Origin of the sequence: Salinimicrobium sp. TH3 (assembly GCF_026676115.1) — a bacterium.
Taxonomy (GTDB): Bacteria; Bacteroidota; Bacteroidia; order Flavobacteriales; family Flavobacteriaceae; genus Salinimicrobium.
In genome coordinates this window covers 693,294-709,764 of record NZ_JAPONB010000001.1, presented here as the reverse complement: position 1 = coordinate 709,764, position 16,471 = coordinate 693,294, and the positions used below count along the sequence as shown (strand labels likewise).

General features: G+C 42.4%; 15 protein-coding genes and 1 tRNA gene. 5 read left to right on the top strand and 11 right to left on the bottom strand.

The window, feature by feature from the left end:
• Window positions 1–7: 7 nt before the first annotated feature.
• Window positions 8–133 (bottom strand): hypothetical protein, encoded by a 126-nt coding sequence (locus OU683_RS03040; protein ID WP_255702444.1) that lies wholly within the window; start codon window positions 131–133, stop codon window positions 8–10.
• A gap of 124 nt (window positions 134–257) precedes the next feature.
• On the opposite strand from OU683_RS03040, the gene rpe reads away from it, so the two are divergent.
• The 3 genes from rpe to OU683_RS03025 all read left to right on the top strand — a co-directional run bounded on the left by rpe (window position 258) and on the right by OU683_RS03025 (window position 2,655).
• A complete protein-coding gene (rpe, locus tag OU683_RS03035) occupies window positions 258–920 on the top strand; it encodes a ribulose-phosphate 3-epimerase (protein WP_268134993.1) in 663 nt (220 codons plus the stop codon).
• Complete coding sequence (locus OU683_RS03030; protein WP_268134991.1) at window positions 907–1,887, top strand: YpdA family putative bacillithiol disulfide reductase; 981 nt, start codon at window positions 907–909, stop codon at window positions 1,885–1,887. The genes rpe and OU683_RS03030 overlap by 14 nt, the downstream gene beginning before the upstream one ends.
• Before the next feature lie 243 nt (window positions 1,888–2,130).
• Entirely contained in the window at window positions 2,131–2,655 is a 525-nt protein-coding gene (locus tag OU683_RS03025; protein WP_268134989.1) for a DUF488 domain-containing protein, read from the top strand.
• A gap of 96 nt (window positions 2,656–2,751) precedes the next feature.
• Here the strand turns inward: OU683_RS03025 and OU683_RS03020 are convergent, their stop codons facing one another.
• Entirely contained in the window at window positions 2,752–4,878 is a 2,127-nt protein-coding gene (locus tag OU683_RS03020) for a Tex family protein (RefSeq protein WP_268134987.1), read from the bottom strand.
• Window positions 4,879–4,989: 111 nt separating this feature from the next.
• Window positions 4,990–5,352, bottom strand: coding sequence for a hypothetical protein (locus OU683_RS03015; RefSeq protein ID WP_268134986.1), 363 nt, complete (start codon window positions 5,350–5,352; stop codon window positions 4,990–4,992).
• Between the two features lie 227 nt (window positions 5,353–5,579).
• On the opposite strand from OU683_RS03015, the gene OU683_RS03010 reads away from it, so the two are divergent.
• Both OU683_RS03010 and OU683_RS03005 read left to right on the top strand, forming a co-directional pair.
• On the top strand, window positions 5,580–7,130 hold the full coding sequence (locus OU683_RS03010; protein ID WP_268134984.1) for a protein adenylyltransferase SelO: 1,551 nt from the start codon (window positions 5,580–5,582) through the stop codon (window positions 7,128–7,130).
• 176 nt (window positions 7,131–7,306) lie between these two features.
• Entirely contained in the window at window positions 7,307–7,429 is a 123-nt protein-coding gene (locus OU683_RS03005; protein WP_268134982.1) for a hypothetical protein, read from the top strand.
• A 440-nt stretch (window positions 7,430–7,869) separates the two neighbouring features.
• On the opposite strand, the gene OU683_RS03000 is transcribed toward OU683_RS03005, so the two are convergent.
• From OU683_RS03000 to OU683_RS02965, 8 genes are all read right to left on the bottom strand, one after another.
• Window positions 7,870–7,943 (bottom strand) — tRNA-Arg (locus OU683_RS03000).
• A gap of 161 nt (window positions 7,944–8,104) precedes the next feature.
• A complete protein-coding gene (locus tag OU683_RS02995) occupies window positions 8,105–8,557 on the bottom strand; it encodes a GatB/YqeY domain-containing protein (protein WP_268134981.1) in 453 nt (150 codons plus the stop codon).
• A gap of 122 nt (window positions 8,558–8,679) precedes the next feature.
• Window positions 8,680–10,662, bottom strand: a complete 1,983-nt coding sequence (ftsZ, locus tag OU683_RS02990; RefSeq protein WP_268134979.1) for a cell division protein FtsZ — start codon at window positions 10,660–10,662, stop codon at window positions 8,680–8,682.
• A 63-nt stretch (window positions 10,663–10,725) separates the two neighbouring features.
• Window positions 10,726–12,078, bottom strand: a complete 1,353-nt coding sequence (gene ftsA, locus OU683_RS02985) for a cell division protein FtsA (protein ID WP_268134977.1) — start codon at window positions 12,076–12,078, stop codon at window positions 10,726–10,728.
• Between the two features lie 3 nt (window positions 12,079–12,081).
• Complete coding sequence (locus OU683_RS02980; RefSeq protein WP_268134975.1) at window positions 12,082–12,798, bottom strand: cell division protein FtsQ/DivIB; 717 nt, start codon at window positions 12,796–12,798, stop codon at window positions 12,082–12,084.
• Window positions 12,788–14,143, bottom strand: coding sequence for a UDP-N-acetylmuramate--L-alanine ligase (murC, locus tag OU683_RS02975; protein WP_268134973.1), 1,356 nt, complete (start codon window positions 14,141–14,143; stop codon window positions 12,788–12,790). The genes OU683_RS02980 and murC overlap by 11 nt, the downstream gene beginning before the upstream one ends.
• On the bottom strand, window positions 14,144–15,247 hold the full coding sequence (murG, locus tag OU683_RS02970; RefSeq protein WP_268134971.1) for an undecaprenyldiphospho-muramoylpentapeptide beta-N-acetylglucosaminyltransferase: 1,104 nt from the start codon (window positions 15,245–15,247) through the stop codon (window positions 14,144–14,146).
• Window positions 15,244–16,452, bottom strand: a complete 1,209-nt coding sequence (locus OU683_RS02965) for an FtsW/RodA/SpoVE family cell cycle protein (RefSeq protein WP_268134969.1) — start codon at window positions 16,450–16,452, stop codon at window positions 15,244–15,246. The genes murG and OU683_RS02965 overlap by 4 nt, the downstream gene beginning before the upstream one ends.
• Window positions 16,453–16,471 lie beyond the last annotated feature (19 nt).

Here is a 16,471-nt window from a genome sequence, read left to right as displayed (position 1 = left end):
TTAATATTTAAAACTCCGGAAAATTAATAAGCCCCGAATAAATAGCTACAGCCACTATTATAAGAATTAGAACAGCAATAAAACATCCCATTTTTCCGTAGTTGCGCTTATTACTTTTTTCTTCTGTTTCCATAATTTTCTTTTTTGGTTGAGTGTTTAAATTTAAAGATACAAAATTCCTCCTACAGCAATTCGGTTGCAACCAGTTAAGTCTTTTAGCATAATTCTTGTTACTTTTGCCAAATAATAAAATCCTCATGAAAGACAGACTTATTGCCCCATCTGTTCTGGCAGCCGACTTCGGAAATCTCCAGCGCGACATCGAGATGATCAACAACAGCGAAGCCGACTGGTTTCACATTGACATCATGGATGGTGTGTTCGTTCCAAACATTTCTTATGGAATGCCCGTACTTGCCGCCATTCAGAAGCATGCAAAGAAGACTATCGATGTACATCTTATGATCGTGGATCCCGATAGATATATTAAAGAATTTGCTGCTCTGGGTGCCAATATCCTCTCTGTACATTATGAGGCCTGTACTCACCTGCACAGAACGCTACAAGCCATCAAAGCTGAAGGTATGAAGGCAGGAGTAGCAATTAATCCTCATACCCCTGTCGATCTTCTTGAAGATGTAATTCAGGACATCGACCTGGTGTGCATGATGAGCGTAAATCCCGGCTTCGGGGGACAGAGTTTTATTGAAAATACTTTTAAAAAGGTGAAGAAACTGAAGCAGATCATTGAAAGAAACAATGCACCCACTTTAATAGAAGTGGATGGTGGGGTGACCAATAAAAATGCTGCTCAGTTAATAGAAGCTGGTGCAGATGTATTAGTCGCAGGTAGTTTTGTCTTTAAAGCTGAAAATCCCACACAAACCATAAAAGAACTTAAGGCCCTTGTCAACCAGTAAGCAGGAAGAAATATTTGAAATAGTCATTGTAGGCGGAGGACCTATAGGCATAGCCTGTGCTCTTGAAGCAAAAAAGAAAGGTCTTTCCTATGTCATTTTGGAGAAAGGTACGCTGGTGAATTCACTGTACAATTACCCGTCAAATATGACGTTTTTCTCCACATCCGAAAAACTGGAACTTGACGAGATACCTTTTATAAGCACCAATCCTAAGCCACATAAACAGGAAGCTCTTGAATACTACAGGAGAATTGTCACCTCAAATCATTTAAAAATTCACCTTTTTGAGGAGGTTAAAAAAATTGAAGCTGAAGATAATCTACACAGGATTACTACTTCTAAAGGTCACTACCGCTCCAAAAATGTCATTATTGCCACAGGTTTTTATGACATCCCCAATTACCTGAATATCCCGGGTGAAGATTTACCAAAAGTAGCTCACTATTACAGAGATCCACATTTTTATACCACCCAAAAAACTATTGTCGTGGGCGCCAGTAACTCGGCAGTTGATGCGGCACTTGAAATCTATCGAAAAGGTGGAGATGTGACCATGGTTGTGCGCGGCCCGGCAATTGGAGAACGTGTAAAATACTGGGTTAAACCCGATATCGACAACCGTATAGATGAAGGCAGTATTAAAGCTGTTTTTAATGCCGAAATTAAAGAAATTAGAGAGGATGAGGTAGTAATTACTTCAAAAGAAGGAGATCAGGTACTGGAAAATGACTGGGTACTTCTCCTCACCGGCTACCGTCCAAATTTTGAATTCCTTAAAAATATTGGAATTACTACTTCCAATGATGGAAAAAGAATTCCGCAGTACAATCAGGAAACCATGGAATCCAACGTTAAAGGCATTTATCTCGCCGGAGTCATTTGCGGGGGTATGGAAACCCACAAATGGTTTATAGAAAATTCACGGGTACATGCGAAGATGATAATAGAAGATATAGTTAAGAGTTAGGAGTACAGAGTTATAAAACTTGTAGCTGTTGGCTTTTTGCTGTTGCGGGTTGTGAGGTGCGAATTTCAATTTGCAAGTTGTGTGCTGAAGTATTGTGGACCACCAATTTTCACTGTTCTCTGAAGAGCGGATTGCGGGTTCTAAAAAATTTGTCATTCCGAAGGAGCTTTTTGCGACTGAGGAATCTCATCATTAGCGAAAAGCAAGAATTTATTTCAAACGTCGTAACTCTACATTTAAAAAATGCCACCACAACATCATATTTGGACAATAGGACATTCCACTCATCCGCTGGAGGAATTTATAGAATGGTTAAAAGCTCATCAAATAGAGGCCGTTGTCGACATTCGTCGATATCCCGGCTCCAGGAAATACCCCCATTTCAACAAGGAAGCTCTTGCAGACTCCCTTCCCAAAAATGACATTTTATATCATCATTTTGAAAATCTTGGAGGAAGGCGAAAAGCAAAACCGGATTCTGTAAACCAGGTATGGCGACATCCATCTTTCCGCGGATATGCTGATTACATGGAAACTCCTGAATTTAAGTCTACCGTTGATGAACTAAAAGCTATTGCTATTGAAAAAAGAACTGTCATCATGTGTTCGGAAGCAGTTTGGTGGAGCTGCCATCGATCTATGGTAGCCGATCAATTAAAAGCTGACGGTTGGAAGGTCTTCCACATTATGGCACAGAACAAAACTACAGAGCACCCTTACACAAAACCGGCCAAAATTGAGAGTGGGAAGTTGGTTTATAAAAAATAATTTTTTTCTAAAATCTTCCAGGAGCCAAATAACTCGTTGATAAGCCTACAACTTTATTTAGAAGAATACTACCTCGATCTCTTATCGTACTTCAAATTAACCGATCATTGAAAGTTGTATCCGCTTTCTTTGTTCATCTACTTCCATCACCGTTACCTGTACATGCTGATGCAGTTTTACTACCGAATTCACATCGCTTACGAAATCATTTTTGAGCTTAGAGATATGGACCAGTCCGCTTTCTTTGACTCCAACATCTACAAAACACCCAAAGTTGGTGATATTATTCACGATCCCGGGCAGCTTCATCCCGGGTTTGAGATCTTTAATTGTTTTGATATTGGGGTCAAATTCAAATACCTTAGCCGACTTGCGGGGATCTACTCCGGGTTTTTCAAGTTCGTGCAGGATATCTTTAATCGTAGGTAAACCTACAGTGTCAAAAATGTAATTTTCAGGAGTTATTTTTGATATCAGGGCTGTGTTACCAATGAGCTCCTTCAGGTCCACCTTAAGATCGGCGGCCATTTTTTCTACTATGGAATAACTTTCAGGATGTACAGCCGAATTGTCCAAAAGATTTTCAGAATTGGGCACTTTGAGAAATCCAGCTGCCTGTTCAAAAGCCTTGGCTCCCAGGCGGGGAACTTTCAGCAATTCTTTTCGGGAGGAAAACTCCCCATTTTCACTTCGGTAATTGGTAATGTTTTCAGCTAAAGCAGGTCCAATGCCCGAAACATAGCTTAACAAAGAGGCACTGGCCGTATTAAGATTGACTCCAATTGCATTCACACAACTTTCCACTACGCGGTCAAGTTCATTCTTAAGCTTTGTTTGATCTACATCGTGCTGGTACTGCCCAACACCTATTGCTTTAGCATCTATTTTCACCAGTTCGGCCAATGGATCTGCGAGTCTGCGGCCAATTGACACAGCTCCTCTCACAGTGACGTCAAAATTGGGAAATTCGGCCCGGGCAATTTTTGAAGCGGAATATACCGAGGCCCCGGCCTCATTGACGATAAACACCTGTACATCCCGGTCGAAGCGTATGTTCTTGATGAAAAATTCAGTTTCACGGGAGGCAGTTCCGTTTCCTATGGCAATGGCTTCTATATTGTAAGAATTCACCAAAGATTTTACCTTTTTTGAAGCCATGGCAATTTCCTTTTGTGGCGGATGTGGAAAAATGGTTTCATTATGTTGCAAATCGCCTTTTTCATCCAGACAGACCAACTTACATCCCGATTTATACCCCGGGTCGAGCGCCAAAATTCTTTTTGAACCCAAAGGAAGTGCGAGCAATAACTGCCTTAGGTTATCGGCAAAGACTTTAATCGCATCTTCATCTGCTTTTTCTTTTGCAATGCTTAGCACTTCATTGGAAAGTGCGGGAAAAAGAAGCCTTTTAAGAGCATCCTCAATAGCCTCCTCCAAAATAGGCTTACAGGAGTTTTGCTGCGGCTTTAGGATAGCTGCCGATACCGCCCTAAAAGCCTCTTCCTGCTCCACTTCCACCTTTACCCTGACAAAACCCTCTTTTTCGGCCCGAAGAATGGCTAGTAACCGGTGAGACGGAATAAACTTCAGCTTTTCCTCCCATTCAAAATAATTCCGGAATTTCTGTGCTTCCTCCTCTTCCACCTTCTTTTTGATCACTTTTGAAGAGATCATTGCCTTCTGTAGAAACATCTTCCGAAGTTGGTTTCTCACACCTTGATGCTCATTGATCCATTCCGCTACAATGTCCTTTGCTCCGGAAAGCGCATCGGCTGCGGAAGCAACATCCTTCCCTGTAAATCTTTCTGCCGCAGCTTCAATATTAGGGGAATTTTGTGCCATGAGCATTTTCGCTAATGGCTCCAGCCCAAGTTCCCGTGCAGCATCGGCCCTGGTTTTCCGTTTTTTCTTGTAAGGCAGATAAAGATCCTCGAGATGAACAAGATCGCTTGTAGCAAGAATTTTAGATTCCAGTTCGGGAGTTAGAGCCTCCTGTTCAGAAATGGCCTTCAATATGCTTTTCTTTCGCTTCTCCAGTTCCTCAAATTCGCCTTTAAGTTTTACTATTTGTTCAATTTGCACCTCATCCAAATTCCCGGTCATTTCTTTGCGGTACCTTGAAATAAAAGGAATTGTAGCGTCTTCTTTCAACAATTGCAGTGTATTTTCTACGCTTTTTTGCGGAAAGTTTGTGCGGGCAAGAATATAGCTGGTTGAATTCATTGTTATAACTGAAGGGTATATTGGCAAAGATAGAAGCCTGAAAGTTTTTTCCATAAAAAAAGCTCCTCGAAAATTACTTCGGGAAGCTTAAGTTAAATTTGCAAATTATTGCTAGACCAAAACTACATCTTCAACCCTGGAAGAAGAGCCATAGCTCGCCAGAATTTTTCCATAGAATTTAAGATCAGAATCACTATTCCTAAAGGTCTTTTTAAGTTGGGCCACAGCTTTCTTAAGCGGGATTTTTTGAACCTGTATTTCAGGATAAGGTGAATTCTCTTTTTCATTTTCAATTCCCACTTCAATGCAATTGGAATGTTTATCATAGCATACGAAAGTGGCCTGGTAATTATGTTTTATAAGCTCTACAAGAGATTCGGGAAGTTTGTCACACTCCCTGCACTCCTCAATTTGGTGCGGCAACAGGTTAAGCACCTGGTTTTGAATGTCGTTTTTGCTCTGGTAAGAAATCATGTCTTGAATTTTTTTTATAAAAATAAATTAGATCTTCTTCTCCCAAATACAATTTAATTTAGGTTTAACTTAATTCTTTATCATTGTCTAAGCTGCTGTTAATTTTCTAAAGAAAATTCTTACTTTCTAAAAATCAGTTTCTCGGTTCTTGTAGGTTGAACAGCAGCCAACAGAAAATGCCCCTTCAGGTCTTGCTGAAAGTTTCGTATTTTGAGAAAAAATATTCCATGATTGCTATTTCAGAAAAAGAATTTGAAAATACCTTCACAAAGAGCTTTGAAGGAGATGACAGCGGGGATCGTACTCCACGTCAAACCCCGGGAAAACTTTACAGCCGGGCTGCCCCCACTCCTGTAGCAGCACCAAAGTTACTTGCCTGGTCAACCGATCTGGCCGAAAAACTTGAGGTCAAATATCCATCTCAAACAGATATTGAGATTCTCGCCGGCAATAAGGTCACATCTTCCATGGTTCCTTATGCAGCCTGCTATGCAGGTCACCAATTTGGGAATTGGGCAGGACAATTGGGAGATGGTCGCGCTATAAACCTTGGGGAATGGAGCACCAAAAATGGCATTTTTGAACTTCAATTAAAAGGTGCGGGTCCCACTGCCTATTCCAGGCATGCCGATGGGCGGGCGGTACTACGATCCTCTGTGAGGGAATATTTGATGAGCGAAGCTATGCACCACCTGGGAGTACCCACTACCCGGGCCCTTTCGCTGGTTTCCACAGGAGACAATATATTGCGCGACATGTTTTATAACGGCAATCCTGAATATGAACCCGGTGCGATTGTAACCCGCGTGGCTCCGTCTTTCTTACGCTTCGGAAACTTCGAATTACTGGCTGCACAGCGGGAAACCGAAAAGCTCCGACAACTTGTAAACTGGACCATAGACCGATATTACCCTCATCTTACAGGTGAAGAGAATATTTTAAAATGGTTTGAAGAAGTAGTTGAAAAAACAGCATTTTTGATGAGTGAGTGGCAAAGAGTAGGCTTCGTACATGGGGTAATGAATACAGATAATATGTCCATCCTTGGCCTAACAATAGATTACGGCCCTTTCTCTTTTCTCGACAATTACGATCATAATTTTACTCCTAATACCACAGATCTTCCCGGCCGTCGTTATGCTTTTGGAAACCAACCTTCAATAGGATACTGGAATCTTGGCAGGCTTGCCAATGCTCTTTCCCTACTCTTTGAAGATACAGAGGGTCTTGAAGCCGCACTGGGAACCTATGAAAAGTCCTTTTGGGACTATTATTATGGAATGATGGGTCGCAAACTTGGATTTGATAAAGTGGGGAAAAAAGAAAAGGAACTCATCTCCCGTTTCGAAAAAATGCTCTCCGTAGTTCAGCCAGATATGACCATCTTCTATCGCTTACTCGCCGATGTTCCTTCTGAAGCTGCTTCTGAACCAGTTTTACATTTCCAGCCCTCGTTTTATGACAACCTGGAGCCACAGGACGAAGAACTCTTTACAGCTCTTATAGCCGATTATTACAATATGCGAAAAAACAGCAGCCTTTCTGAAGAAGAAAGTAAGAAGCTCATGAACCTAAATAATCCCAGGATTATCCTACGGAATTACCTTTTACACCAGGCTATTGAAGAGCTGGAAAAAGGAGAGAACATGCTCTTCCTGAAGCTCCAGGAGGCGCTAAAGCAGCCGTATTCCTTAGCCGGCTTTGAGGAGCTGGTCGCCAAAAGACCGGAATGGGCAGCAAAAAAAGCGGGTTGTTCCATGCTTTCCTGCAGTTCCTGAATATTTTAGTTTTATTAACTCAATTTCAGAGAAAAATTAAAACCATAGAGGGATTTTTGTACTCTATTTCAGACATTTAACATCTAATAGTTTGCTGAAAACTTAAAATTTTCTAAATTAGATTTAATCCCTTTTAAGAGGATTTAAGAGATTTAGAACCTTAAAAATTTTTCATCATGAGCTCACATAAAAGAAATTCCGAAGAAAAAGAAAAGGTGTCTAATTTCGAGGTTTGGTCTGACCATTGCCTGGTTGTCGCCTTTTTCATCTTTCTGGTACTGCTGGGTTTTATCGTTTAGATAAAAACATTTCTCCTGAGATTTAACCTTAGAATTATCATCTAAACTTTAAGAGGTATATTTAACCTTGGATAAACTTCTGGCGCTGGAGTTATTAAAAAAATAAACAGATCCTACACTTCAAAATTAGCCTGATTCATTATATATAATTTTTCCTGCTCTACTATTTGTTGATTGATCTCTTTAATTCTCATTCTACTTCCAGTAATCTTTATGGCTCCCTAATGAAAGCTTAAATCTAAGTCCTAAAAAACAAAACTCCAGAAAACTAATTCTGGAGTTTATTGATTTATACGTGAAAAACAGGGAATTTACTTCACTCCTGTATATTAGAAACCACGAGCTGTCGCCCTGGCTCTTTATTTCATTTCGAAATTTCAAGCGCAGCTTGATTTCTTTATAAAAAAAACCACGCCTGTGGCGTGGTTTTTTGACTGATGTGACCCCGGAGGGATTCAAACCCCCAACCCTCAGAGCCGAAATCTGATGCGCTATTCAGTTGCGCCACGGGGCCTTTTAAGAAGGCGCAATTTACATAAAAACTTTAAACTGCGACAAAGAATTTCCCAGACTTTAGAACATAATAAGACGTTCTTAAAAAGTCCGATGAGTCCTAACTTTCTCCCCCCCCCTCACTCTTAGTTAGGAAACCTGTAACCATCTCAATACTCAATACTAACTACTAAGTTTCCTCTTCACCACCATAGAAATAGTCTTTCCATCTGCCCTGCCGGCCAATTCTTTGGAAGCTAATCCCATTACTTTTCCCATATCCTGCATCCCGCTGGCTCCCGTTTGCGAAATTATCTTATCAACTTCGGCCTCTATTTCCTGCTCACTCATTTGCTCGGGAAGGAAATTTTCTATTACAGCTGCCTGGTCCAGTTCGGGTTGAGCCAAATCTTCACGGCCCTGCTCCTTATAGATTGCAGCACTTTCTTTTCGCTGTTTTACAAGGCGCTGTAAGAGTTTCAACTCTTCATCTTCACTTAGTCCATCTTTTCCCGAAGCATCGGTCCTTGCTAATAATATTGCACTCTTTACCGCTCTCAAAGCTTCAAGTTTATTACTGTCCTTAGCTCGCATAGCCTCTTTCATCTCGGCCATTACTTTATCCTGTAAACTCATTTTTAATGGGATTTTATTAGTCCTGCGAAGATAACGAAATAGGTCAAAGAGAGAACTTCCCGGACACAAAAAAACCCGAAACCGGGGGACTGGCTTCGGGTTTTAAATAGTTGGGGGACTACTTAATCTACATTATCGTGTAAAAAAGAATTGTTGGTCCTAAATCTCATTTCATCATCATCACCGCTACCTAAAGTAGTTCGGGATAATTTTCCCTCTCCCGGTTTAGTGTTGTCAAGATCTATTCCCTGTCTTTTATAAGCCGGTTGTCTTTCATACTCATCCACCTTAAGGTTATTCCTAAACTTATAGTTGAACTCCTTCATTTTAGCCCGTCTTTCAGCCGACCTTTTTACCAGGCTTTCATTGATTGGAATATTAAATGGATCTGCCTCCTCTTCGGGAGCCTGTTTGGATTCTTCGGGTTTTGGGGCAACTCTGGAAACAGGTGGTTGAACAGGCGCAGGCGTTCTTCTAATTTCCGGTTCCGGTTCGGGTTTAGATTTCTGAACAGGTTGTGAACTCTTCAGCATTTCCTCTACCTCCATATAATCGTTCAGAGAATAACGGGTTACTCCATTGTTGGTGTTCTTGGTCTGATTGGACAGCTCCTTCTTCACCTGGTTTTGCCCCTCCACATCTTCGGAAAGGGTATGGATTATTCTTTGTTCCCTTACAGGTTCCTTTTGCTCCTCTGCGGGTGCTTTAGGCTGCTCTGCTTTTGGTGCTTCTTTTTCTTCTGAAGCAACATTTTTAGGCATGTCAAAAGTAAACATGAACTGTTGCTCCTGCGGGTCGGGTTTGACAACCTCGGGTTCAGAAACCTCTACTTCCCTTACACTATCTGTGATTACAAATTCGGTTTCCTCAGCAGGTTTTACCTCTTCATAATCCACTTTCATTTCCCTCACAGCTTGTAAAGGATGGCTACTCTCCGGCTCCTCATCAACTTCGTCTTCTAAAGAAAGCGTATGAACGATCTTATTCTCTTCTTTTGGTGCAGGCGCAGGCCCATCATAAGCCGAAGATGTCTTCCTGGGAGAAAGTTCATGCTCGGCCCTTTGCTCATCTTCAAGAGTGTGAATGATCTTCTTGGTTTCGGTATTAACAATATCGTTTTGTTGCTCAATATCAAAACCGGTTGCTATAATAGTAACCGAGATCGCATCGTCAAGACTTTCATCTTCACCAACACCCATTATGATATTTGCACTGTGCCCGGCTTCTGCCTGGATATGGTCACTTATTTCCCCTATTTCATCTATAGTGATCTCCTCGGAACCGGAAATGATAAGCAGCAACACATTTTTGGCTCCGGTAATTTTATTGTCATTAAGCAGAGGGGAATCCAGAGCCTTTGAAATGGCATCCTGGGCACGGCTTCCGCCAGATGCCTGTGCAGATCCCATTATTGCAGTACCACTGTTACTAAGAACCGTCTTAGCATCCCGCAAGTCAATGTTTTGCGTATAGTGATGAGTTATTACTTCGGCGATACCGCGCGAAGCAGTTGCCAGTACTTCATCGGCTTTGGAAAACCCGGCTTTGAATCCAAGGTTTCCATAAACCTCACGCAATTTATTGTTGTTGATTACAATAAGTGAATCAACATGGCTTCGCAGGTTTTCAACTCCCAGTTGGGCCTGTTCATTTCTGGTCTTGCCTTCGAACAAAAACGGGCTGGTCACGATCCCCACCGTGAGAATTCCCATGTCCTTGGCTTGTTTGGCAATGATGGGAGCAGCTCCTGTTCCTGTACCACCACCCATCCCGGCGGTGATAAACACCATCTTTGTGTTGGTATCCAAAAGGGCTCTTATCTCATCAAAACTTTCTTCAGCTGCTTTGCGACCAACTTCAGGATCGGCGCCAGCTCCAAGACCTTCGGTCTCTCTCACTCCCAGCTGTATCTTGTTGGGTACAGGACTGTTTTCCAGGGCCTGTGCATCTGTATTGCAAACCACGAAATCAACTCCCTTGATCCCTTGTTGAAACATGTGGTTGATTGCGTTACTACCGCCTCCACCTACACCAATAACTTTTATAACGTTCGATTGATTCTTGGGGAGATCGAATGTAATGTTTCCGAATTCTGTGCTGCTCATAAATTCTGTTTTACTGGTTTTCTACTTTTTTATTCTTTTTCATAGCTTATTTCTTCGCCGAACCTACTCGGCGTTGTCTAAAAAATCCTTGAACTTTTCAAACCATTTTTCAAATATCGTTCTGCGGGGCTGACTTACTGTGGTACGTTCTTCCCGCTCTTCTTCCTCTTCCTGAGGTACTGCCGTAGGCGTCACTCCTCCTGCCACTTCCTCCTGTCCATGTTCTTCCTCCTCCTCTACGTAAGGATGTTTGCTGTTGATCTCAAGGCTGTTTAACACCAATCCTACTGCCGTAGCAAAAACAGGACTTGTTGTTTCTGTATCACTATCCCCGGCAAGGTGTTCATTGGGATAACCAATCCTGGTATCCATTCCTGTAATATATTCCACCAGCTGCTTGATATGCTTAAGCTGTGCACCACCTCCGGTTAAAACTATTCCCCCAATTAATTTTTTCTTCTGCTCTTCGTGACCGTAATTTTTGATTTCCAGGTAGACCTGCTCAATGATTTCCACTACTCTGGCGTGGATGATCTTTGAAAGGTTCTTAAGAGTTATTTCTTTAGGCTCTCTTCCACGTAATCCCGGAATAGAGACAATTTCATTATCCTTATTCTCTCCCGGCCATGCAGATCCAAATTTTACTTTAAGCAACTCTGCCTGCTTTTCAATGATCGAACAGCCTTCTTTTATATCTTCGGTGATCACACCACCACCAAACGGTATGACAGCAGTGTGTCTAATGATCCCATCTTTAAATATGGCAAGATCTGTCGTGCCTCCTCCAATATCCACAAGGGCAACTCCCGCTTCTTTTTCTTCCTGACTAAGCACTGCATTAGCAGATGCCAGAGGCTCCAGAGTAACTGCCGATAGTTCCAGGCCGGCACTTTTCACACATCTTCCTACGTTCCTTATTGAGGAAACCTGCCCCACTACTACATGGAAGTTGGCTTCCAAACGGCCGCCATACATTCCAATAGGCTCTTTAATCTCGGCCTGCCCGTCCACCTTAAATTCCTGAGGTAAGACATGGATGATCTCTTCTCCCGGAAGCATTACCAGTTTATGTACCTGATTGCACAGGGTTTCAATATCTGTAGCATCTATTACCTCATCAGGATTGGGACGCGTGATGTAATCGCTGTGCTGTAAGCTGCGAATGTGCTGGCCGGCAATGCCCACCACTACATCTTTGATCTTCATTCCGCTATCTGCCTCTGCCTCCTGTATCGCCTGCTGGATGGACTGTATTGTTTGTGTAATGTTATTCACAACCCCACGGTGCACCCCGAGACTCTTTGCCTTTCCAATCCCAATGATCTCCATTTTGCCGTAGTCATTCTTACGGCCAATCATGGCTACGATCTTAGTAGTACCAATGTCTAATCCTACTGCGATGTCGTTCTGTTCCATATTTTACTTTTTAGTGCATACAACCTGATCGCCAAATTGTAAATCCACTTTTTGATATGCGTCAAGCTTCTTATCCTTCAATGCCTTTTGATAAAAAGCTTTAAAATTTTTAAATTTTTCTTCAATGTTCTTCACTTCGCCAAAAACCACCACAAAATCAAGTTGCCTTAGATAAATTTCAAACTTGCCGTTTGGTAAGCGGGTAATTTGGGTTACATGTTGCGTTAGAAATTCATCCTTATTGATAAAATCTATAAGCGGGTGTAACTCTGCCAGTTGCTCTTCATTCACTCCGGTCACTAACGGCACCCGTGCAGAATGATATTCTGAAAGCGGCATTTTCGATCCCTGCCTGTCAATATAAAATGGTGCACTCGCCATCACCCTGGCTAACGGCTTCCTCTGGGTGATCTCTGCTCCCATCTTCCCGTCAACCGTGAGAAAGACCTCGGCGCTCTCAACCATATCATGAGATTCGACAAGGGCTTCCACCCTACTCAAATCTAAAGTTTCTTTGCCTATACTCTTAACCCTCACCTCATTTTGTATTAACAATTTATTAACCGCTTCTTCAGTGAGATACAGGTTTTCGCTGTTGGTAAAATGCAAATTTACTTCGGAAAGAACCCGCGCATGATTGCGCTTTTCGGCGAATGCAAATAAAAAGAACACTACGCCAATGAGCAAGAATGTTTTTATGTAATTCCAGTTAATTTTCACCTGCCAGTTCTTTACGTATTTTCTCTACTTCATTGCCTATATCACCGGCTCCCATAAATACCACAACCTCAGCATTTTTACTCTTTATTACTTCGGAAAGTTCTTCTTTTGAAACCATCTCTTTTTTGTCATTTTTGATCAGCTTAAGAAGCCATTCTGAAGTAATTCCCTCAATAGGCTTCTCTCTCGCCGGATAAATATCCAGCAGCAGCAACTCGTCAAAGAGGCTAAGGCTTTCAGCAAAAGCTTCAGCAAAGTCTCTTGTCCGGCTAAAAAGGTGTGGCTGAAATACCGCCAGAACCCTTTTCCCGGGATGCATTTCCCGAACCGCCTGATGCACCGCCATAATTTCTGAAGGATGATGTGCGTAATCATCTATAAAAACAAGATCATCTCGCTTGATGCGGTATGAAAACCGACGTTGCACGCCATTAAATGAAGCCAAAGCTTCGGCAAGGAACCCGGGGGGGGCACCGAATTCAATTGCCATTGCCAAAGCTGTGACTGCATTTTGTAAATTATGTTTCCCAGGAAGGCTTAATTCAAAGCCTTCGAAAGTTTTTTCTTTTGTCCTTAAATCGAAGTGATAACTGCCATTTTTGACCCTTATGTTCACGGCGGCCACATCTGCATCATCATCAACCCCTACAGATGTTCCCAGTAGCGGCAAACCATTGGCATAAAATAACTTTCCGCCTTCGGGAATTAAAGCCGCGAAAGCTTTAAACGATTCCTTGATCTGTGCATCTTCCCCGTAAATGTCAAGATGATCTGCATCCATAGAAGTGATGGCAGCAAGGTTTGGTGACAGGCTTAAGAAGGAGCGATCGAATTCATCGGCTTCCACCACCATGGCCTCCTCTCCGTCAAGAATTAGGTTGGAATTATAATTCTCTGCTATACCTCCCAAAAATGCAGTTATTTTAAGACCGGATTGTTTCAACAAATGCGCAAGCATTGAACTTGTAGTGGTCTTACCATGAGTACCCGCCACTGCCAGTGTGAAATGCCCTTTTGTAAGGTTCCCAAGCACTGCAGCCCGCTTCTCCATGGTGTAGCTATCGGCTGTAAAATGAAGATATTGTGGATGGTCTTTTGGAATGGCAGGAGTATAAATTATAAGAGATTCCCTGTCTTTTTGAATAGCTTCAGGAAGGTCTTCTACCTTATCTGAACTAATGACTTCAATTCCTTCCTCCTGTAATTGCCGGGTAAGTTCGGTGCGGCCACGGTCGTAACCGGCTACTTTTTTCCCTTCAGCATTAAAATAACGCGCAAGGGCACTCATCCCGATCCCGCCGATGCCTATAAAATAAAAATTTTGTATGTTATCGTAATGCCCCATTTACCTCCAGGTAGTCAATAATTTTTCTACTTCGTTTACAATATTTGCCGTAGCGAACGGCTTCTCCAGTTTCTTAATGTTCTTGCCCAAACTTTTCATCTTCTCATCTGATTCGACCAGCGGAAAAAAGATCGATCTAAAGCCTTGTTCCAGGTGACTTTCTGAAAGGATTACTGCAGCGTCTTTTTCGGCCAGCGCCATCGCGTTTTTGGTTTGATGATCTTCGGCTACATTTGGTGAGGGAATAAAAACCACCGGCTTTCCAATTATGCATAGTTCAGAAACTGTTCCCGCCCCGGCCCGGGAGATAATAATATCGGCCGCTGCATAAGCAAGGTCCATTCTGTTCAAAAATGCGAAAGTCTGGATGTTTTCCAGTTCGGCATATTTGCTGTAATCTTCAAAATAAAGACTTCCGGTTTGCCAAATCACCTGCAGGTTGTGTTTCTCAAACTCCTTCAGGTTGTCCTCAACCAATTGATTGATCTTTCTTGCTCCCAGGCTTCCACCCAGGACCAGCACGGTCTTTTTTGTTGGGTCAATTCCGAAGAACTTAATGGCCTCCTCTCGTTTTTCATCAACCGTAAGCAAATCCTGCCGCACGGGATTGCCGGTTAGGACAATTTTCTCTTCAGGAAAAAACCTTCCCATATTGGGATAGGCCGTACAAATAGTGTTTGCACCCTTGGCCAGGAGTTTATTAGTGATCCCGGGATACGAATTCTGTTCCTGGATCAAAGTGGGAATGTTTTCCCTGTTTGCCATTTGCAGCAAAGGCCCACTGGCAAAACCACCGGTACCTATCACCACATTAGGCTGAAATTTTTTTATTATATCCCGGGCCTTCCACAAACTCTTCACCAATTTCACCGGAAAAAGTAAATTCCTGGCAGTCATACGGCGTTGAAAGCCACTTATCCAAAGACCTTCTATTTTGTAACCCGCTTCGGGAACTTTTTGCATCTCCATTTTATCCTCTGCTCCCACAAAAAGAATCTCGCAAGTCGGGTATCGAAGTTTTAATTCGTTGGCAATAGAAATTGCGGGAAAAATATGTCCTCCCGTACCTCCGCCAGAAATGATCACTTTTAGTTGATTTTTCATATTGCCTTGCTTAAAATTTCCAGCGGATTATCTTGCTCCGCATCGTTTTGTTTTTCCATTTGTTGAAGCTCTTCCTCACGCTTCACACTAACACTAAGCACCATTCCCAGTGCAAGACAAGTCATCCAGATCGAAGAACCCCCACTGCTTATAAGTGGTAAAGTTTGTCCTGTTACTGGAAATAATTCGACCGCAACGGCCATATTGACCAGCGCCTGAAATATTATTGGCAGGCCTACACCTATCACCAGTAATTTTCCAAACACCGAATTGGCTTTTGTAGCCACAATAATTATTCTAAAAAAGAGCATGAGGTAAGCCAGCATTACTCCAATCCCTCCAATAAGCCCCATTTCCTCCACAATAATGGCATAAATAAAATCTGAAGAGGACTGTGGCAGGAAATTCCTCTGCACACTTTTCCCAATACCCTGGCCTGTCACTCCACCACTGGCGATAGCAATCTTGGCTTTTTCTATTTGATAATCGGCTTCAGTAACTTCATCATTGGTGAAGTTCTCCACCCGACTTATCCAGGTATCCACCCTGTTGGGGAAGAGTCCCGGAAATGCCTTTGCGGTCAACATAAAGATGGATAACATCACAATGCCCGCGCCTATGATTGCCAGTAAATATTTCCAGGGATAACCGCCAATAAAGGTCACCAGCAGCACCATTAGAAACAGGATGGCGGTAGTCGAAAAGTTAGCGGGCAGGATAAGCCCCATAACTACTGCCACCGGCAACCATAAGGGTAGTATCGTTTGTTTAAAATTGTACTCTTTATCCTTGACCTTGGCCATATATTTAGCCACGTAAGTAAGCAGCACCACCGATGCCAGAGTTGATGGTTGAAAGGTCTTGTTCAGGATAGGAATATTGATCCATCTGCTTGCATTGGCACCATCTATCACTACACCCTGGGAAACTGTAAACAACAGTAACAGTATCAACAACGGCAATGTGATGATAGAAAGACCTACAAAATAGTGATACGGCACCTTGTGTACAAAGAACATAATAACAAATCCAAGGAACAAGTGAATAAAATGACTCACCAGGTACGGCAGGGTACTCCCATCTCCATACAGGTAGGCCAAATTACTACTGGCGCTGTACACCGGCAGGAACGAAAAGATCGCCAGCAGCGCAGCCGAAGCCCAGATAGTTTTATCACCTTTTATCCTTGAAAAAATTTCTGTCATTTAATGCCCTTTTTGAAAC